Here is an 18,496-nt window from a genome sequence, read left to right on the forward strand (position 1 = left end):
CATCGGCGCCGCACACGACGGGCTCGGGGATCGGCAGCGAGCACTGGCCTACTACCGGCAGGCCCTGCCCATCCAGCGTGCGGTCGGCGATCGCGCCGGCGAAGCCGTCACTCTCACCAACATCGGCGCCGCACACGACGGGCTCGGGGATCGGCAGCGAGCACTGGCCTACTACCGGCAGGCCCTGCCCATCCAGCGTGCGGTCGGCGATCGCGCTGTCGAGGCCACCACCCGGTACAACATCGCGATGATCCACTGGGCGGAACGGAATCTCGACCAGGCGGTCGACGAGCTTGAAATCGTCGTCGACCTCCACCGCCAAATCGGCGACCCGGAGCTCGAATCCGACATCGCCGAGCTCGAACAGGTGCGCCGGGAACGAGGAGACATCGGAGAGTGACCTGATCACTCGATCAATCGGTGTGGCCGAGAATCCGAAGGCGCGCTGACCGATCCGGCCATCCGGTGCCGTCCGGCATTCCGGGTCGTTCGCGCCGGGCCGTCAGCTTCGATGCCCGCGCGGTCCGGAGTCTGTCGGGATCCGGCGATCCGCGCCCGTCGATCGGGTCTGCTGGCCGGGCAACCGATCAGCTTGATCGCGGATCGACACAGGGGAGGAACATCGATGCTCAGGAACCTTCGCAGCGGGTTCGCGGCCATGCTGGTGGTGCTCGCCGTCGGGGCCGGCGTCAACGTCGTCGCCGCCGCCCCGGCCGCGGCCGTCGGCGGCTGGTCGTGCTCCGGGCTCGGCGTCGGCTTCGGCCATGACGCCTACTTCGCCGGCGACATCACCATCAGCGGCATCAAGTACGGCGAGTACCGGTGGGGTGTCTCATCGAACGGGGGCTGGGACTCCAGCAACAGCGTCGCGGTGCTCGACACGCGCGCGGACGGCAAGCCGCCGTACGTGTACATCTCCCACAAGGCCGGCATCAACGGCAACATCAACACTCCCCGGCTGCACAACTACCAGGGCGTTGGTGGCGGCTGGGAGTGTCACCAGCGGTCGCTGACCAACGGCAGCTTCCTGAACCCGTACACGGAGATAAGCCTCTGGGCGAGCGTCGACAACGCGCCGTCGGTGCCGAACCTGCGCCTGGCCCGGTGGTACGTGCCCGGCACCTGATCAGTCCCTGATGCTCGGGACCGGCTGCCGACGATGCAAGGTTACTGCGGTGAAACGTCGGCTATCTATGCTGCGCGGATGGACGAGCCGCGGACGGTCGAGGTGCACGGGCACGCTCGCGCCTACCGGTTGCTGGGTACCGGCCCGACCGTCCTGCTGCTCGTGCACGGCATCGGATCCGACGGCGTCACCTGGGACACGGTCGCGCCGGCGTTCGCCGAGCGGTACACGGTGATCGTGCCCGACCTGCTCGGACACGGCCGGTCGGCGAAGCCGCGGGCGGACTACAGCATCGGCGGGTATGCCAACGGCATGCGGGATCTGCTCGACGCGCTCGACATCGACCGGGTGACCGTGATCGGTCACAGCTTCGGCGGCGGCGTAGCGATGCAGTTCGCCTACCAGTTCCCGGAGCGGACCGACCGGCTGGTCGTGGTCGCGGGCGGTGGGCTCGGTTCGCAGGTGAGCGTGGCTTTTCGCGCGCTGACCCTGCCGGGCGCTTCGGTCGTGCTGGGGCTCAGCCACCTGCCGCCGTCCCGCCTGGCCCTCGGCGCGCTGCGCGCGGCCGCCGGGCTGGTCGCGCCGGCCGCGCTCGCGGCCGACCTGAATGAGGCGTACACCGTGCACACCGGACTGCGTGACCCGGCCGCTCGGTCCGCGTTCCTGCATGTCTTGCGGCACGTCGCGGATTGGCGCGGTCAGCTGATCACCGTGCGGGACCGCGCCTACCTGGCGCAGGGTCTGCCAACGCTGGTCGTCTGGGGCGACCAGGATCACGTCCTCCCGGTTGGGCACGCCAAGGCCGCCGCCGAGCTGATGCCCGGGGCGCAGTCGGTGGTTCTGCCCGGCGTCGGGCACTTCCCGCACCGGGAGGCGCCCGGGGAATTCGTCCGGGCGGTGACCGGCTTCGTCGAGGAGACCCAACCGAAGCGCTGGGACGCCCGCCGCTGGCGCCACCTGCTACAGACCCACTCCGGGGCCTCTCGGGCCGTGGCTGCCGAGGGTGCGGTTCAGTAGACCGATCGGCTGGACCTGAGCGAGGACCACCTGATCGGCCATCCGGTGCCGTCCAGCGCGCCGCGCCGGGGAATCACCCGGTTTCCGGGCGCCGGTAGGTGCCGATCAGGAGGACGACGCTCAACAGCAGGACCCACACGGGCATGACGATTTCTGCCCACGGCGCGTAGCTGGAGCCGATCAGCAGGGTCAGTCCGAGGACGAAGCCCAGGAACGCCAGCCAGCGCGGCAACGACGCGGACCGAACCGCGATGGTCGACGTCGAGATCATGAAGACGGCCGCCATCTTCACCGTGTAGATGCTGGTGAGGATGTGTGCCGTGGTCTGGGCGAGAGTGGCGACGTCGTCCCCGACGGTCCCGCTGGAGTAGGTCACGACCAGCGCGGCCGAGATGCCCATCGAGGTGTAGAGCATCGCCAGGAACAGCAGGCCGCTGCCGAGGAACACGGTGGCGAAGAGCCGGTCCTCGCGCTCGCCGACGTTGTCGCGGATCACGCCGATGAACCAGAGGAACGTGATTCCGGCGAACGGCGCCAGGTTCAGCGCGAGCCGTAGCGAGTTCCGCCGGGCCGCGTCGTCCATCCAGGCGACGGAGTCGGCCGATCCCGGGGGCACCGCGAGCCGGATGAGGATGAGCGATGCCCGCGACGGCCGCCGCCCGCGGCGCGGTGAGCGCATGCCGGATCGCCCGGCGCAACCTGGCGTGCGACGCTCGCCGGGCTTCACTCACGTCCGCCACCCTTGATGATCCGTTTTCGCCTCGCCGGAATCCCGCCGAGCTAAGCCAATTGTCGCGGAAGTCGGATAACTCGGGGTCACCATCGGCGGATCAAATGGCTCTATGCTGCGGCGCATCGAACTGCAACGGGGAGGATCGATATGCCAGAGACCCGATGGCGGCTACGTGCCGCGGTGACCCTTGCCGCGGCCGTCGCCGTCTCCGCAACGCTGTCCATGGGCGGCTCGCCGGCGCGGGCCGTCGGCAAGGCCGGCCTGCTCGCCGTCGTCGACGGCACGGTCGTCGAGTACAAGGCGGCCAAGGGGAAGCAGAGCGGGATCACGCTGACCCGTACGGGCAACACGATCACGGTCGACGACCGGGTCGCCATCAAGGTCGGGGCGGGCTGCCGGCGGGTCAAGGGCGACAAGACCAGGGCGCGCTGCACGCCGGCCGCGGCGCCGACCCGGGTGCGTGTCTACGCCTACGACCGTAACGACACGATCACCAACAACACCGACCTTCCGGTCACCGCCGACGGCGGCACCGGCAGCGACAAGCTCACCGGCGGCCCGGGCCACGACCGGCTGTACGGCCGCTCCGGCAACGACGTCCTCAAGGGCCGCGGCGGCAACGACGCCCTCTACGGCGAGGCCGGCAACGACAAGCTCTACGGCTCGGCCGGCGACGACGCGCTCGACGACGGCCCCGGCACGGACGTGGCCTGGGGCGGTACGGGCAGCGACGGCTTCACCAACGGCACCGGCAACGACAGGTTCTACGGCGAGGCCGGCGACGACTACTACAACTCGCGGCAGCACGCGGGCCGGGACGCCGACCGCTACCTGGGCGGCCCGGGCGTCGACTCGGCCGGTTACACCCACTACAAGAGCGCGGTGAGCCTCGACCTCGACGGCCGCAAGGGCGACGACGGCCGCAAGGGCGAGGGCGACACCATCGGTGCCGACGTGGAGAACCTGCTCGGCGGTCTCGGCAAGGACCGGCTGGTCGGCAACGGCAAGGCGAACTACCTCGACGGCCGTGAGGGCAACGACACGCTGCGCGGCGGCGGCGGGAACGACACCCTGCTGGGCCGCCAGGGCGCCGACAAGCTGTACGGCGACGCCGGCAACGACATGATGCTGGGCCACGAGGGCGTCGACAAGATGTACGGCGGCGCCGGCGACGACTGGCTCGACGGCAACTACATTCCCGGCGTCTACGAGGACTACGACGAGGTGACCGACTGGCTCGACGGCGGCACGAACACCGCCGTCGGCGACACCTGCGTCAGGCTCGACCTCCGTTACACCACCACCGGTTGCGAGAACCACTGACGGTTCACGAGGAAGCCTTGGCCTTCGCCCTGCGGTGCAGGGTGAAGGTCATGACCAGCACGATCAGCGCGCCGACGAGCAGGCCGAGGATTGCGCTGGCCGTGGTGTTGACGAGCCAGCCCACGACGCCGCCGGCCGCGTCGTGGGCGGCCTTCTCCAGGTGGTGCACGGCCTCGTACAGGAAGTGCAGCCCGAGGTCGTTGGCGCCGGCCAGCAGGATGTGCCCGCCCACCCACAGCATCGCGGCGGTGCCGACCACCGTGAGCACGGTGAGCACCCGCGGCATCGCCTTCACCAGGCCGCGGCCGAGGACGGCGACGGCGCCCGAGCGCTCCGCCAGGCGCAGCCCGGCGTCGTCCATCTTCACGATGAGGCCCACCACGCCGTACACCAGGACGGTCATGACGACGGCGACGAGCGACAGGATCGCCAGCCGCGACCAGAACGGCTCGTCGATCACCTCGTTCAGCGTGATGACCATGATCTCGGCCGAGAGGATCAGGTCCGTGCGCACCGCCCCGGCGATCAGGACCTTCTCGTCCTTGGCCGCCCCGTCGTCCGCGCCGTGCGCGTCGTGGTGTGCGATCCGGGCCCACACTTTCTCGGCGCCCTCGTAACAGAGGTAGGCGCCGCCGAGCATGAGGATCGGGGTGAGCAGCCAGGGCGCGAACTGGCTGAGCAGCAGGATGGCCGGCAGGATGACCAGGAACTTGTTGCGCAGCGAGCCGATGGCGATGCGCTTGACGATCGGGATCTCACGCTCGGCGGCCAGGCCCCGCACGTACTGCGGCGTGACGGCGGTGTCGTCGATGACGACGCCCGCGGCCTTGGTGCCGGCCTTCGCGGCGGCCGCCCCGACGTCATCGATCGACGCCGCGGCGGCGCGAACCAGCACCGCGACGTCGTCCAGCAGGGCAACGAGTCCACCGGCCAAGGGAGGGTCCTTCCAGGCGTGAGCACAGTTCGTACTTGCTCATTGTCGCCTAGGTGCCTTTCGCGGTCGGCGCTCGGGGAGATGGGTCGCCCTACCAGCCGCGGGGCGTGGGCTGCACGAGACCGGGGCCGCCGAGGTGCGGTGCCGGAACGTGTTCCGAGTGTGCCGGCGGGAGCGCCGCCAGGCACGTCGCGGAGCAGGCGTTGACCAGCATCGGCAGCACGTCGGTGGCGACCGCCAGGGAGATCCATCGCTGGTGCAGCTCACGATCGACCGGGCCGGCGCACACGCCGCAGCTACTCACCGCGTCCGCGCCCCATACCCGCGGATCAAGCCGGGTGAGGTCGGCCTCGGCCGCGGTGGTCACCGGGCGCAGTCTCGGGAACGGCGGCCGGTTCTTGACGTTGCCGTACAGCGCGCGGGTGCTGACCGTGCTGGCCCGCAGCCCTGCGCACCGCGTCAACTCGTACGGGTACCAGTGCAGCCGGTGCGAGGTGTACGGCTCGAACACCTCCAGGCTGGTCATCGCCCCGATCTCCGGTGGCAGCCGTACGAGGTTGGTGCCGTACAGGATGAATTGCCTGACGTGGGTGAGCGTGGCAATCGTCGGCGGCAGGGTGATGATCTGGCGACGCTCATCGGCACTCAGCTCGGCGAAGGGCTTGAAGACGGTCCGGCGGTCGGCCGCCGCCTCGTCGATCAGCGTCAGCAGGCGCTGCCAGCCGCGGCTCGCGGTGTCCTGACGGTCGGCATGGAAGGTCACTCTCGTCGAGCGTTTCACGCACCGGCAGAGGTCCCGGTCCGGCCGGGTGCCCGACGCCGGCCCCACGGCGTCGGCGAACCTGTTCGTGAACACCCGCGGCTTGGCCTGCTCGTCGCCCATGATCCCGGAGGCTACGCCGGATGCTCGCCGGTGACCTAGGGTGCTCGCATGAACGGACTTGCCGTCGCCTGTCGCCGGGTGGTGCACATCTACCGGGCCGAGGCGAGTGACGTCGTCGCGCTCGCCGGCGTCGATCTGTCGATCGCGCCGGGGGAGACGTTGGCGCTGGTCGGGCCGTCCGGCTCCGGCAAGTCGACGCTGATCGCGTTGCTCGCCGGGCTGATGCGGCCGTCGGCCGGGCGGATCAACATCGGCACCTACGACATGGGCAAGCTGTCCGACGGCGAGGTCTCCCGGCTGCGCGGCACCGAGATCGGCGTGGTTCTGCAGGGCGGGGGGCGCAACCTGCTGCCGTACGCCTCGCTGCACCGCAACATCTGGCTCGCGCAGCGACGGGCCGCGCACACCCGGGGCATCAAGCTGGACGATCCGGACCGCATCCTCGACCTCGTCGGCCTGCCCGGCCAGGGCCGCCGGCGCCTCGCCGACCTGACCCCGGGCGGGCGGCAGCGGGCCGCGCTCGCGGTCGGCATCGCCGCCGGGCCCGGGCTGCTGCTGGTCGACGAGCCGACGAGCCGGCTCGACGCGGCCGGTCGCGACGAGGTGCTCGCCGCGATGGAGACGGTGAACGCCGAGCGGCAGACGACGATCGTGGTGGTCACCCACGACGACGAGGTCGGCGCGCGGCTCGGGCGTGCGGTGACGATCCGGGACGGGCGGGTCGGCGCCGAGGGGCGCGATGGGCAGGACTTCGCCGTGGTGGCGGGCGACGGCACGGTGCAGCTGCCGCCGGAGGTGCTGGGCAGCTATCCGCCCGGCACGCTGTTCACCGTGCAGCACCTCGACGGCGAGGTCACGCTGGTGCCCGGCGGTACCGAACACGTCGCCTGACACGACCGTTCAGGGGCGCGCCCAGACCGCCTCGCCGTCGGCCAGGTGCAGCTCGCGGTCGCAGGCGGCGGCCGCCTCCGGGTCGTGGGTGGCGAGGACGACCGCGGCGCCCCGGGTCGCCTCGGCGCGCAGCAGCTCGATCACCCGCTGGCGGTTCGCGGCGTCCAGCTCGCTGGTGATCTCGTCGGCCAGCAGGATGTCGCCGCGCAGCGCCAGCCCCCGGGCGATCGCCGTGCGCTGCTGCTGACCGCCGGAAAGCTCGTCGATCAGCTGGCCGGCCTGGCCGGAGAGGCCCAGTGGCTCCAGCGACTCCGCGGTGCGCCGGCGCGCCTGGGCCGGCGTACCGCCGGTGGCGATCACCGCGACCGAGATGTTCTCGGCCACCGTGAGGATCGCGGCCAGCCCGTTGTCCTGCGGGATCAGCACGACGCCCAGCGACACGGCGTGATCGCGGTCGCCGAGCGGCGTACCGTCGATCAGCACCTGCCCGCTCGCCGGCGGCAGCAGTCCCGCCATCGCGCTGAGCAGCGTGGTCTTGCCCGCGCCGGACGTACCGGTGACGGCCAGGATCTCGCCGGGCCGGGCGCTGACCGAGACGGCCGTGAGCACCGGCCGGTCGCCGTTCCAGGCCAGGTCGGCACCCTCGACGGTCAGCGTCCTCACGATGGTCTCCTCGTGGTCGGGCGGTCGGCGCAACGGCCGCCGCCGGGCGCGGGGTCGATGCGCCGGTGCAGGTCCCAGCCCGTCGCCACGGCCACGGCGACGAGCATGAGGAACACCACCGCGGCCGTGATCAGCACGGTCGCCGGCCGGGGCCAGGCCGGCAGCGGCAGCGGTGGCGGCGCGAGCCCGGCCAGCGGCAGCGCCCAGCCGGTCAGCGCCCACGCCGCCACCGCGATCAGCGTGCCGAGCACGGCCGCGATCGCGACCAGCGCCGGGTACGTCCACAGCGTCGCCCACGCCGCGGCCGGCCGGCGCAGGCCCTGTGCGCGCAGCGCCGACAGGTCCTCGACCCGGCGGCCCCGGTCGACCGCCGCGGCCAGCACCAGCGTGCCCGCGCCGAGCAGCACGGACAGGCCGCCGGCCAGGAGGTAGAAGTACAGCGACAGCGCCGGGCCCTGCCCCGCGAGCCGCTGCCGCACCTGCTCGGACCGGGTGTCGCCGACGACCGTGAGCCCCTGGTCGGCCAGCCGGTCCAGGATGTCCGCGGGCGCGTGCGCGTTGAGCCAGACCTGCGGTTCGACGGCCAGGGACGCGTCGGCCGCGAGCCGGTCGGCGTAGTCGAGGTCGACCAGCGTGGCGTGCGTGCCGAGCCGCGGCACGGCCGGCAGGCGATCGGTGAGGCGTACCGGAAGCGTCGTGCCGTCGAGGCCGGTGACCGTGCCGGCGGCGGGCGGGGTCCCGGCGTGCGCGGCGGGCAGCGGCGAGGGCGCGGCCACCGGCCGGACCAGGATTCCACGCGGGAGGCCCGCCGGGGCGGTCGCGTCGATCATCAGCCCGGCCGGCGAGGCCGAAAGCCTGCCGAGGTCGCCGATCCGCCAGCGGGCGGCGTCGGTGAGGCCGGCGGTCGTCCGCGCCGGGCCGACCGAATTGATCTCCACGCGGCCGGTCACGCCGGCGCCCCTGGTCGGGTCGGTGACCTCGATGCCGTTGAGGCGGCAGCGTTGCCGGCAAGCCGACACCCGCTGCTGGTACCTCGATCGGCCGTCGCGCAGTATGCCGAGGTCGACCCGCTGGTCGCCGAGGCCCGCGAGCGAGGAGACCACGGCCACGAGCCGGAGCTCCCGGCCCTTGGTCATGCCGCTGACCGTGGCCTCGATCGCGAGGTCCTGCCCGTCGAGGACGACCGGGTCGGCGGCCGCGGGGTGCAGCCGGGCCGCCACCTCGCGGGCGCCGGGGCCGCCGCCGGGCCAGTAGGCCACCGTGGCGAGCCGGCTGGTGTCGACGGCGAGGCCGGGCACGTCGCCGGCCGACGACTGAGGCAGGCGCGCGACCGCCATCGCGAACCTGCCCTGCGGGTCGACCTGCGAGACGGCGTGCAGCAGCCGGCTGCGGTGCACCGGGCCGACCGAGAGCACCCGTTCGGCGCCGGTGCCGAGCCCGGCCTGCACGTCGCGTCCCCGCGACGCCACGTCGACGGCGCAGGCCGCGTACCCGGCCACCGCGACGGTCGCCACCAGCAGCGCGAAGAGGCGTTGCGCCCCGGCGCGGCGGGAGAGCTGGAATCCGGCGAGCGCCGGGCCGAGCCGGCCGGCCCGCAGCGCCCGGGTGGCGTAGCGGGTGACGGCCGGGAGCAGTGCCCGGGCCGCGAGCAGGGACATGGCGAGGATGCCGAACGCGGGCGCGAGCAGACCGATGCCGGCCAGCGCGCCGCCGGAGACCGCGAGCTGGACGCCGCTGACCACCGCGAGCAGCACGACGACGGCCTCGAGGGCCCGCGTACGGGAGCCGCCCGCCGGCTCGGGGTTGCGGTGCAGCAGGGTGGCGACCGGGCTGATCAGCTGGCGGCGTTGGGCGAGCACGGCCGCGGCGAGGGCGGCCAGCGCGGCGACCGGGGCGTAGCGCAGCGACGACCAGCCGGCGGGCACGCCGACGTGCGGGAACCAGAGGGCCGCCACGGCGTCGACGAGCAGCCGGCCGACGACGCATCCGGCGGCGGCGCCGGCCAGGATCGCGATCAGGCTCTCCCCGGTCGCCAGCCACCAGCGGGTCCACCAGCGGGTGCCGCGTAGCGCGACGATCGCGAGCTCGGGCCGGCGGCCCTGCGCGCCGTAGCCGACCGCGAGGAAGATGCAGAAGCAGGCGAGCAGCACGAGCGGCACGGCCATCACGGGCACCAGCAGGCGGGCGTCGGAGCGGCCGGTCCCGATCCGGTCCAGCAGGTTCGGCAGGTCGGTGTTGACCTGCACCGACGGGCCGATCTGACGCGCGCCGACGGTGAGCGCCTCGAGATCGGCGCGCAGCGTCGGCAGGCGGTCGATGTCCAGGGCGCCCGGGCCGGCGGTACCGTCGATGGCCAGCTCGGTGCGGCCGCGGTCGATGGCGGCGAACGTGGCCGAGCCGGCGAAGACGGGCTCGCCGGGCGCGTACGCGGGCACCGCGGTGAAGTAGCCGTGCGTGCCCCAGTACGGCTCGCTGGGCTGCGGCACGGTGTAGACGCCGGCCACGATCAGCCGCTCGGGGTCGCCGTCGGGCAGCCACAGCGGGTTGTCGTCGTCGTTGTTGTTCCTGGCGAACCCCAGCGTGATCGCCTCGCCGGCGGCGAGGTGGAGCCGCTCGGCGGTCCGGCTCCCGATGATCACCTCTCCCGCGCCGATGAGGCAACGGCCCGCGACGATCCGCAGGTGCGCGCAGGCGTCCTGACGGAAGACGACCCGCGAGGCGTTCACATTGTCGGCCTCGATGCCGACGGCGGGGAATTCGGCGGAGTACAGGTAGTGGAAGCCCGGCAGGTCGGCCAGGGCGGCGCCGACGTTGCTGAACTCCGGGTTGCCGTTGTTGCCGACCCGCATTCCTGCGCGGCGCTGATCACGATGCCGCGCTCGGCGGGCGTTGCGGTGGCGATCTGCTCGGCGGCGACGGCCCGGTCGGCGGCGGCCAGGTAGGCCGGCGAGGCGACGGCGGCGGACACCGCGAGCAGCGCCAGCAGGGCGAGCGTCAGCGCCTGCCCGCGCCGGGTCCACACCATCGCGAGCACCAGCGAGATCATGCCGCCGGCCCCCGTCGCAGGCCCCGGGCCAGCGACAGCACCGCGAGCCAGCCCGTCACGCCGAGCAGGACCAGCGCGATCAGCCCGGCGAACGCGAGGGCGGGCAGGCCGAGGGCGCCGGGCCGCGGGAGCACCTCCCAGCCGTCGGTGAAGGCGGGGACGGTGATCCCGACCAGCGGCCGCGCCAGCGCGGCCGCCGACAGGCCGGCGAGCAGGCCGACGAGAACGAGTGCGGCGGTCCCCGCGTACGCCGTGCCGACCGCGACCCGCGCGGGCAGGCCCTGCACGCGGAGCGCGCGCAGTTGTTCGAGCCGTGGCCGGCGGTCCACCGCGCCGGCGACCCCGAGCGCGGCCGCCGCCAGCAGCAGCGCCACCGCGCCGGCGAGCAGCGAGAAGCGGGTCACCGCGGCGGGCGCCTGATCGTCGAGTTCGCGGGCCCGGGCGGCGACGGACTCCTCGGCGCCGACCGTCAGGCCCGCCCTGGTGAGCGCGGCGACGATGCCAGGCCGGGCGTCCGCGCCGAGCCACACCTGGAACCGGCCCGGGGACGCGGCTTCGCCGATCGCCCGCCGGGTGGCGTCGAGGTCGACGAGCACGCCCCGGCCGCCGAGGACGGGCAGCGCGGTCGCGGCGGCGACGACCCGCACCGGGGTCGGCTCGCCGCCGAAGGCGAGCAGGGTGGGCTCGGTGAACTGCCACTCCGGTGGGGCGGCGCCGGCCAGCACCACCGGCAGCGGCAGGGCCGTGTCCACGGCGTACGCGGATATGCCGGCCCGGTCGGTCGAGAGGGTCAGCGCGCCGGCCGTCGCCGTCAGTTCGAGCGCGTCGCCCGCGGTGCCGGCCCGCCACAGCGCGATGTCGCCGAGCCGGGCCGGGTCGAGCACGACGCCGGAAGGCTCGAGCTGGTCGAGCCCCCGTACGGAGAGCGTGGCACCGGTCAGCTCCCAGCGCAGGATGCGGCAGCCCGGCGGTTCGGCGCAGCCGGCCGCGTCCGCCTCGAGGGTCCGCTCGCCCGGCGCGACCTCGCCGAACCGCACCGGCACGGGCGCGCCGGTCCCCTCGTGCGCGAGCACCAGCGTGAGCCGCGCCGGCACCCGACCCGGGTTCGCGACGCGGACGGCGAGCCGCCGGCCGGTGATCGGCGGCAGCCCGGACGGCGCGGACGCGGGTGCGGAAGCGGCCGGCACGGTGTCGAGCGGGCCGTACTCGGGCCGCCACCGCGCGACCGCGCCGAGCCGGCCGCTGTCGACGGCGAGCACCGGCGGGTCGCTTGTCGTATCGACCGCGACCGCCATCGCCTGGTCGCCGGCCGGGTCGGCGGCGCGCACCGCGGCCAGCAGGGCGGTGCGGTTCGCCGCCTGCACGTTCAGCACCCGGGCCGCGCCCAGCTCGGCGGCGCTGCGCTGCGCGCGGGCCGTGCGCTCGCCCGCGTAGCCGCCCACGGCCGTGGCGAACACCGCGACGGCGACCACGACCAGCGCGAACACCCGGTCGATGCCGGGACGGCGGGAGACCTGCACGGCGGTCAGGCCGAGCCGCAGCCGGCCGGCGCGCACCGCGGCGCCGCCACCCCGGTCGGCGACCCGGCCGAGCAGCCGGGCCAGCAGCAGCGCCACGGCCAGGGCCACCAGCGCGGGCGCGGCCAGCGCGAGCCCGGCACCGGCCGACCCGGCCCGGGACTGGTAGATGCCGGCCACCGCGACCGCGAGCAGCAGCACGTCGGCCAGCCCGGAGCGCCAGCCGCCGCGGCCACCGTCGGCCTCGCGCAGCAGGTCGGCGACCGGGCGGCGCAGCGCCACGGCCTCGATCGCGGCAAGCACGGCGAGCCCGCCGACCAGCACGGCACCCGCCGCGGCGATCGACGGAACCAGGGCCTCGGCGGAGGGCGGCGGGCCGGCGAGCAGGCGGGCCAGCGCGTACCCCAGCGGCAGGCCGAGCAGCGCGCCGAGCACCAGCGGCACGAGGTGCTGCCCCCAACCCAGCCCGAGCAGCGCGCCGCGGCCGCCGCCGCGCAGCTTGACCAGGGCCGCGTCGCCCCGCCGGTCGCGCCAGGTGTAGTGCCCGGCCAGCCCGATCGCGAACCAGGCCAGCACCACCACCTGTACGGCCGCGACGAGCACGCCGCGGCCGATCGCGGCGCGGTCGCGGGCGACAGTGTCCAGCAGCGGGCCGGTCGAGTAGACCAGCCGCAGCGAGGCCCGCGCGAGGTCCTGGTCGGCCTGGCGCAGCACCGACGCCAGGTCGTAGCCGTCGTCGCCGCGGATCAGCCGGTCCGGCACCCGCACGTCGTAGCTCACCGCGGGCGAGTCCAGCGGGTCGGCGCGGAAGGTGCCGAGCGCGGTGAAGGCCGGTTCGTGGCCGCCGTCGGCGGCGAACTGCGTGTTGCTCCAGTACGGGCCGTCCGGGTCGTCCAGCGCGTACGTCGCGACGATGCGCAGCGACACGGGCTTCGCGTCCGGCGCCGGGCGCAGGTCGAGCCGGTCGCCGCGGCCGAGGTTGAGCCGCAGGGCGGTGTTCACGCTGATCGCGGCCTCGAACGGCGCGGCCGGGCAGGCGCCGTCGAGCCGCAGGTGGTCGCACATGCCCTGGCGGTAGGCGACCGCCATCGAGGCGTCGTCCGTGACGTACAGCGGCACCACCAGGCCGCCGACCGGGTCGGAGGCGGGCAGCGGGATCATCCCGCGCACATCCGCCGCGAACCGGTCGAGCGTGCCGCCGGGGTCGCCGCCGGTCTCGGTGATCCGGCGAACGGACAGCGTGCGCTCGGCGGCCGGTGCGCTCGCGACGTCAGCCGCCGCGGCCCGGACGCTGCCGGCGGCGGCGAACCACGGGCCCGCCGACGCCACGGCGCTCGCCAGCGCGGTGAGGAACAGGACGGTCAGCACCTGGGCCCGCCGCGCGCGCACCGCGCCCCAGACCAGTGCCAGCATCCGACCCCCCGCCGCGAATAACCCGGCACGTTACGCCAGGCCGCCTCGGCGGGCCACTCAGTCGGGCGGGAGGGCCCAGGACAGTGCGTCGCACAGTCGGTCGCGCCAGTTCACCCAGGTGTGCCCGTCGTTCGACTCGACGTATCGGACCCGCATGCCGACGGATCGGAAGGTCTCCAGCATCGGGGGCTGCCGGACGATCAGCGGCTCGAAGGCGCCGCAGCTGACGAACACCCGGTCCGCCACCCGGGTGGGCCGCCGCCGGTAGTCGTCGACGAACGCGACCACCGGGTCGAACGTCGGGCCGCCACCGTGTGGCGCCCCGTCGGGGCGGGAGGAGACGAACGAACCGGACAGCAGCGCCAGCGACCCGTACGTGCCGGGGTAGCGGCGGGCCATCGACAGCGACGCGACCGCCCCGAAGCTGGAGCCCAGCAGGCACCGGGTCGACGGCGCGCCGGCGAGCGGGAAGTCGTTCTCCAGCAGCGGGAGCAGCTCACGGGTGACGAACTCGGCGTGCTCGGCCGAGTCGGCGTACTCGTTCAGCCGGTCCTTCGGGTGCAGGAACGCGACCACCGTCTCGGCCATCTGCCGCCGGTGGATCAGGTTGTCCAGCACAGTGCGCGCGGCCGCGTACCGGAGGAAGTCGCCGCCGTCGTGCACGACCAGGAGCCGGTAGTTGCCGGTCGGGCAGCAGCCGGCCGGGCGGTACAGCGTCACCGGGTAGTCCCGGGTCAGGGTGTCGCTGTGCACCACCAGATCGTCGAGCTGCCCGGGCGGCGCCTCGGGATCCGGCACCGTCCAGTCGGGAGCGACGTAGCCGGGCCCGAAGCAGACCGACGAGCTGCCGACCGGGCTGTGCGCCAGCTTGGGGTTCAGCGGGTCGTTGTGACACTCGGTCCGGCCGTCCCGGACCACCTCGAGCTGGTATTCGACCCGCGAGTCCGTGGGCATCTCGACGATCACGTACCACAGGTCCGTGCCGGGCAGCCGGTGCATCGGCAGCCGGTCGGGCAGGCCGATGATCCGCTGGGCGAGGCGTACGGCGTCGGCCTCGCCGCGGTAGAGGAACGTGCAGAATCCGCCCTCGACCACCGGCGCGGAGTAGCGGGCCAGGAACCGGTCGACGGTGGCGTCGTCGACCCCGGACTGCCGGCGCAGGCGGTTGATCGCGAGTCCCGGGTCGCCGTGGGCGACGACGCGCACGCTCACCCCGCATGCACGTGGACGGTGCGGCCCACGTCGTCGAGGAGTTCCCGCAGCGTGTCGTAGTCCGGGTGGCGCATCCGGACGTACGCGTTCGCCCAGTAGCCGGCCTCGACCGGCTGGGTGGGTGTGCCGGGCGGCGGCAGGTGCGCGTCGATCACCCACTGCCCGGAGCGGGCCTGCACCTCGTCGACGCCGGAGTAGCCGGTGATGGTGCCGTCGCGGTCCGGGCGCAGCGCGACGATCCCGGTGGCGAACTGCCGGGATGCACCCGTGGCGATGTGCCCGTGCACCACCGCGTTCGCCCACTCGCGGTAGATGTCGAGGTCGTTGCCCGCCGAGTAGAGGTCCCAGGCGCCGACGCCGGGCGGCCGGCAGCCGATCTCGGAGAACCGCAGCCCCTTCGGCCCGAAGAACCACTCCATGTGGGTGGCGCTGGTGCCGATGCCGAGGGCCTCGTTGACGCGGGCGCCGAGCTCGCGCAGCTCGGCGTAGTCCGACGACGGGGAGTCGACCCGGTTGGTGGAGACGAACTGCGGCGAGATCCACCGGGTACGCATCGCCTCCAGGACGTTCGGGTAGTAGTGCGAGACGAAGTCCAGGGCGGGGCGGCCGTCGATCGACACGGTGTCGTAGAAGCCCTCGTGGCCCTCGACGAACTCCTCGACCGCGATCGACGAGACGTCCTGGGCGCCGAAACGGCCGAGCGCCTCGTCCAGCTGCTCCCTGGTGTCGACCCGGATGGTGTCCTGCGCGCCGGCGCCGGTCCGCGGCTTGAGGATCAGCGGGTACCCGACCGCGTCGGCGAAGTCGTGCACCTGCTCGGCGGTCGACGCCGCGGTAGAGGCGGCCGTCGGCACCCCGGCCGAGCGCAGCACCTCCTTCATCGACGGCTTGTCGCGGCACAGCCAGGCCGTGCGCACCGACGTGCCGGGGATCGTGCAGTTCTCCCGTACCTGGGCGGCCGCGAGGGTGTGCGCCTCGATCGTGGCCTCGAGCCGATCGACCCAGACCTTGTCCTGTATCCACCGGACGGCGTCGGTCAGCTGGCCGACGTCGGTCACGTTCGACACCTGGTGGTAGTGCGTCATCCAGCCCTTGAGCTGGTCGTCGAGGGCGTCGCGGTGGCGTTCGCCGACGCCGATCACCGTCGCACCGACCTCCGCGAGGGCGCGGGCGAAGTGGCGCTGCGTCGGGGGGAACGCCGGCTCTACGAGGACGATGTTCACCATGCGGATGCTACCCGTGGCACCCGGTGGTCGCCCGCGGGCGGAAACCGCCGCGGACCGGTAGCGTCCAGTTCGTGGTTGTCGCTGCGTTCGTAGCACCGTTCCTTTTGGAGGCCACTACCCGGTTCGTGGCCACCGCCGCCGCGCTGCCCGGGGTCCGGCTCGCGGTCATCACTTCCGAGCCGGCCGAGCGGCTGCCGCCCGTCCTCAAGGAACGCCTCGACGGACACTGGCGTGTCGACGACGCGTTCGACCCGCGCCAGCTCGCCGAGGCGGTGACCGGTCTCGGCGGTCAGCTGGGACGGGTCGAGCGCCTGGTCGGCGCGCTGGAGCAGCTGCAGGTGCCGCTCGCGCACGTGCGCGAGGCGCTCGGCATCGAGGGCATGGACGTGCGGACCGCGCTCAACGTGCGGGACAAGGACCGGATGAAGTCGGTGCTGCACGCCGCCGGTGTGCCGTGCGCCCGGCACCAGCTGGTGACGACGCCCGCCGAGGCGCTGAGCTTCGCGGACGCGGTCGGCTTCCCGCTGGTGGCCAAGCCGCCGGCCGGCGCGGGCGCGCAGGCGACCTACCGGCTCGACGACCCGTCCGCGCTGCGGAGCTGGCTCGCGGCGCTCACGCCCGGCCCGGGCGAGCCCGGCCTGCTCGAGGAGTTCCTGGTCGGCGAGGAGCACACCTTCGACAGCGTCACGGTCGGCGGGCAGACGATCTGGTCGTCGGTGTCGGACTACCTGCCACCGCCGCTCGAGGTGCTGCGCAATCCCTGGATCCAGTGGACGGTGCTGCTGCCGCGGGAGACGACCGACCCGGCGTACGAGGGGATCTGGTCGGCCGGGCCGGCCGCGCTGCGGGCCCTCGGCGTCCGCGACGCCCTCACCCACCTGGAGTGGTTCCGCCGCCCGGACGGTTCGGTAGCGATCTCCGAGGTCGGTGCCCGCCCGCCCGGCGCCCAGCTCACGTCGATGCTGGGTTATGTCCACGATGTCGACTTCTATGAGGTCTGGGCGGAGCTGATGCTGCTCGGCCGGTTCCATCCGCCGGAGCGCAGGTTCGCCGCCGGCACGGCCTATCTCCGCGGCCAGGGCCGCGGCCGGGTGCGCGCGGTGCACGGCGCCGAGAAGCTGCAGGCCGAGCTCGGCCACCTCGTCGTGGAGGCCCGGCTGCCGCAGCCCGGCCAGCCGGCGAACACGAGCTACGAGGGCGAGGGGTACGTGATCGTCCGCGACCCGGACACGGAGGTGGTCCGGGACGCGCTGCGCCGCATCGTCTCCGGAATTCGCGTCGAACTCGTGGAGCAGCAATGAACGTCGTGATGCTGTCGCCCGGATACCCGGCCGAGATGGCCTACTTCACCCGGGCGCTGGCCGAGGTCGGCGCGACGGTGATCGGCGTCGGCGACCAGCCGCCGTCCGAGCTGCCGCCGGCGGCCCGGTACGCACTCGCGCACTACGAGCACGTGTCGCTGGCCGACGATGACGCGGTGCTGGCGGCCCTGCACGGCCTCAGCGGGCACGCCCGGATCGAGCAGGTGGAGTGCCTCTGGGAGCCGTACATGCTGCTCGCCGCGCGGATCCGGGAGTCGTTCGGCCTGCCCGGCCTGTCGGTCGCGCAGACCGTGCCGTTTCGGGACAAGGAACGCATGAAGCAGGCGATCGACGCCGCCGGCATCCGCACGCCCCGGCACGCCGCCGCGACCAGCGTCCACGGGGTGTGGGAGGCCGCCGAGCGCATCGGCTACCCGCTGATCGTCAAGCCGATCGCCGGCGCCGGCTCGGCGGACACGTACCGGATCGACGGCCCCGAGGAGCTGTCCACAGTGCTGCCGCTGCTGCGGCACGTGCCCGAGGTCAGCGTGGAGGAGTTCGTCGACGGCGAGGAGTTCACCTACGACACCATCTGCGCGGACGGCGGCGTGCTCTTCGAGCACATGCTCTGGTACCGGCCCCGCCCGCTGCAGATGAAGCAGCACGAGTGGATCAGCCCGGTGTCCATTTCGCTGCGCGACCTGGACGTACCGGACCTGCGGGCGGGGCGGGAGATGGGCGCGGCGGTCATCGCGGCGCTGGGCTTCACCACCGGCTTCACCCACATGGAGTGGTACCGCAAGGACGACGGCGAGGCCGTCTTCGGCGAGATCGGCGCGCGGGTGGCCGGCGCCCGGGTCGCCGACCTGATGAACTTCGCGACCGACGGCGACGTCTACGTCGCCTGGGCCGAGGCGGTCGTGCACGGCCGGCTCTCCCGGCCGCTGGAACGCCGGTACAACGCCGGCGCGGTCTTCAAGCGGGCGCAGGGCGCCGGGGCGATCACCCGCGTCGAGGGACTGGAGAAGCTGCTCGCCGAGTACGGCGACGCGGTGGCGCTGATCGACCTGCTGCCGGTCGGCGCGCAGCGGCGGGACTGGCAGGCCACCGTGGTCAGCGACGGCACGGTCATCGTGCGGCACCCCGAGCTGCAACGGGTGATCGAGATGACCGAGCGGTTCGCCACCGACCTGCAGCTGCACGCCGGCTGA

General features: G+C 73.6%; 16 protein-coding genes. 7 read left to right on the top strand and 9 right to left on the bottom strand.

What is annotated here, in order from left to right:
• The 3 genes from ACIBSW_RS17700 to ACIBSW_RS17710 all read left to right on the top strand — a co-directional run.
• Nucleotides 1-400: tetratricopeptide repeat protein (locus ACIBSW_RS17700; protein ID WP_404799369.1), on the top strand; the 400-nt coding region annotated here is incomplete at its 5' end.
• Between the two features lie 225 nt (nt 401-625).
• Nucleotides 626-1,126: a hypothetical protein gene (locus ACIBSW_RS17705; protein WP_354720718.1), complete on the top strand. Its 501-nt coding sequence runs from the start codon at nt 626-628 to the stop codon at nt 1,124-1,126.
• Between the two features lie 78 nt (nt 1,127-1,204).
• On the top strand, nt 1,205-2,143 hold the full coding sequence (locus ACIBSW_RS17710) for an alpha/beta hydrolase (protein ID WP_354720716.1): 939 nt from the start codon (nt 1,205-1,207) through the stop codon (nt 2,141-2,143).
• A 73-nt stretch (nt 2,144-2,216) separates the two neighbouring features.
• Here ACIBSW_RS17710 and ACIBSW_RS17715 read toward each other — a convergent pair whose 3' ends face one another.
• A complete protein-coding gene (locus tag ACIBSW_RS17715; protein WP_354720714.1) occupies nt 2,217-2,822 on the bottom strand; it encodes a hypothetical protein in 606 nt (201 codons plus the stop codon).
• Nucleotides 2,823-3,023: 201 nt separating this feature from the next.
• Between ACIBSW_RS17715 and ACIBSW_RS17720 the strand changes: the two genes are divergently transcribed.
• A complete protein-coding gene (locus ACIBSW_RS17720) occupies nt 3,024-4,199 on the top strand; it encodes a calcium-binding protein (protein ID WP_354720713.1) in 1,176 nt (391 codons plus the stop codon).
• A gap of 4 nt (nt 4,200-4,203) precedes the next feature.
• Here the strand turns inward: ACIBSW_RS17720 and ACIBSW_RS17725 are convergent, their stop codons facing one another.
• On the bottom strand, nt 4,204-5,133 hold the full coding sequence (locus tag ACIBSW_RS17725) for a DUF808 domain-containing protein (protein WP_354720711.1): 930 nt from the start codon (nt 5,131-5,133) through the stop codon (nt 4,204-4,206).
• A gap of 91 nt (nt 5,134-5,224) precedes the next feature.
• Nucleotides 5,225-6,016 carry a leucine-rich repeat domain-containing protein gene (locus tag ACIBSW_RS17730; protein ID WP_354720709.1) on the bottom strand — a complete coding sequence of 264 codons (792 nt, stop codon included), beginning with the start codon at nt 6,014-6,016 and terminating at the stop codon, nt 5,225-5,227.
• Nucleotides 6,017-6,064: 48 nt separating this feature from the next.
• Here ACIBSW_RS17730 and ACIBSW_RS17735 point away from each other — a divergent pair, with 48 nt between their 5' ends.
• Nucleotides 6,065-6,907, top strand: a complete 843-nt coding sequence (locus ACIBSW_RS17735; protein ID WP_354720707.1) for an ATP-binding cassette domain-containing protein — start codon at nt 6,065-6,067, stop codon at nt 6,905-6,907.
• Nucleotides 6,908-6,916: 9 nt separating this feature from the next.
• Here the strand turns inward: ACIBSW_RS17735 and ACIBSW_RS17740 are convergent, their stop codons facing one another.
• The 6 genes from ACIBSW_RS17740 to ACIBSW_RS17765 form a co-directional block, all read right to left on the bottom strand.
• On the bottom strand, nt 6,917-7,570 hold the full coding sequence (locus ACIBSW_RS17740; RefSeq protein ID WP_354720705.1) for an ATP-binding cassette domain-containing protein: 654 nt from the start codon (nt 7,568-7,570) through the stop codon (nt 6,917-6,919).
• Nucleotides 7,567-9,735: an FtsX-like permease family protein gene (locus tag ACIBSW_RS17745; RefSeq protein ID WP_354720824.1), complete on the bottom strand. Its 2,169-nt coding sequence runs from the start codon at nt 9,733-9,735 to the stop codon at nt 7,567-7,569. The genes ACIBSW_RS17740 and ACIBSW_RS17745 overlap by 4 nt, the downstream gene beginning before the upstream one ends.
• A gap of 557 nt (nt 9,736-10,292) precedes the next feature.
• Nucleotides 10,293-10,616, bottom strand: coding sequence for a hypothetical protein (locus ACIBSW_RS17750; RefSeq protein WP_354720703.1), 324 nt, complete (start codon nt 10,614-10,616; stop codon nt 10,293-10,295).
• The gene (locus tag ACIBSW_RS17755; protein ID WP_354720701.1) at nt 10,613-13,546 is read right to left on the bottom strand and encodes an ABC transporter permease; all 2,934 of its coding nucleotides are present in this window, start codon (nt 13,544-13,546) and stop codon (nt 10,613-10,615) included. Before ACIBSW_RS17755 ends, ACIBSW_RS17750 begins: the two co-directional genes overlap by 4 nt.
• Before the next feature lie 57 nt (nt 13,547-13,603).
• Nucleotides 13,604-14,752, bottom strand: coding sequence for an alpha/beta hydrolase-fold protein (locus ACIBSW_RS17760; RefSeq protein ID WP_354720699.1), 1,149 nt, complete (start codon nt 14,750-14,752; stop codon nt 13,604-13,606).
• Nucleotides 14,753-14,754: 2 nt separating this feature from the next.
• On the bottom strand, nt 14,755-15,984 hold the full coding sequence (locus ACIBSW_RS17765) for a hypothetical protein (protein WP_404799370.1): 1,230 nt from the start codon (nt 15,982-15,984) through the stop codon (nt 14,755-14,757).
• Between the two features lie 125 nt (nt 15,985-16,109).
• On the opposite strand from ACIBSW_RS17765, the gene ACIBSW_RS17770 reads away from it, so the two are divergent.
• A complete protein-coding gene (locus ACIBSW_RS17770) occupies nt 16,110-17,285 on the top strand; it encodes a hypothetical protein (protein ID WP_404799371.1) in 1,176 nt (391 codons plus the stop codon).
• Nucleotides 17,282-18,496, top strand: coding sequence for a hypothetical protein (locus ACIBSW_RS17775; protein WP_354720694.1), 1,215 nt, complete (start codon nt 17,282-17,284; stop codon nt 18,494-18,496). The genes ACIBSW_RS17770 and ACIBSW_RS17775 overlap by 4 nt, the downstream gene beginning before the upstream one ends.

Origin of the sequence: Actinoplanes sp. NPDC049668, from assembly GCF_044465445.1 — a bacterium.
Taxonomy (GTDB): Bacteria; Actinomycetota; Actinomycetes; order Mycobacteriales; family Micromonosporaceae; genus Actinoplanes.

Coding starts and splice junctions, on each gene's coding strand:
- ACIBSW_RS17705 (WP_354720718.1), top strand. CDS start 626: ATGCTCAGGAACCTTCGCAGCGGGTTCGCGGCCATGCTGGTGGTGCTC.
- ACIBSW_RS17710 (WP_354720716.1), top strand. CDS start 1,205: ATGGACGAGCCGCGGACGGTCGAGGTGCACGGGCACGCTCGCGCCTAC.
- ACIBSW_RS17715 (WP_354720714.1), bottom strand. CDS start 2,822: ATGCGCTCACCGCGCCGCGGGCGGCGGCCGTCGCGGGCATCGCTCATC.
- ACIBSW_RS17720 (WP_354720713.1), top strand. CDS start 3,024: ATGCCAGAGACCCGATGGCGGCTACGTGCCGCGGTGACCCTTGCCGCG.
- ACIBSW_RS17730 (WP_354720709.1), bottom strand. CDS start 6,016: ATGGGCGACGAGCAGGCCAAGCCGCGGGTGTTCACGAACAGGTTCGCC.
- ACIBSW_RS17735 (WP_354720707.1), top strand. CDS start 6,065: ATGAACGGACTTGCCGTCGCCTGTCGCCGGGTGGTGCACATCTACCGG.
- ACIBSW_RS17745 (WP_354720824.1), bottom strand. CDS start 9,735: ATGGCCGTGCCGCTCGTGCTGCTCGCCTGCTTCTGCATCTTCCTCGCG.
- ACIBSW_RS17750 (WP_354720703.1), bottom strand. CDS start 10,616: ATGATCTCGCTGGTGCTCGCGATGGTGTGGACCCGGCGCGGGCAGGCG.
- ACIBSW_RS17755 (WP_354720701.1), bottom strand. CDS start 13,546: ATGCTGGCACTGGTCTGGGGCGCGGTGCGCGCGCGGCGGGCCCAGGTG.
- ACIBSW_RS17765 (WP_404799370.1), bottom strand. CDS start 15,984: ATGGTGAACATCGTCCTCGTAGAGCCGGCGTTCCCCCCGACGCAGCGC.
- ACIBSW_RS17775 (WP_354720694.1), top strand. CDS start 17,282: ATGAACGTCGTGATGCTGTCGCCCGGATACCCGGCCGAGATGGCCTAC.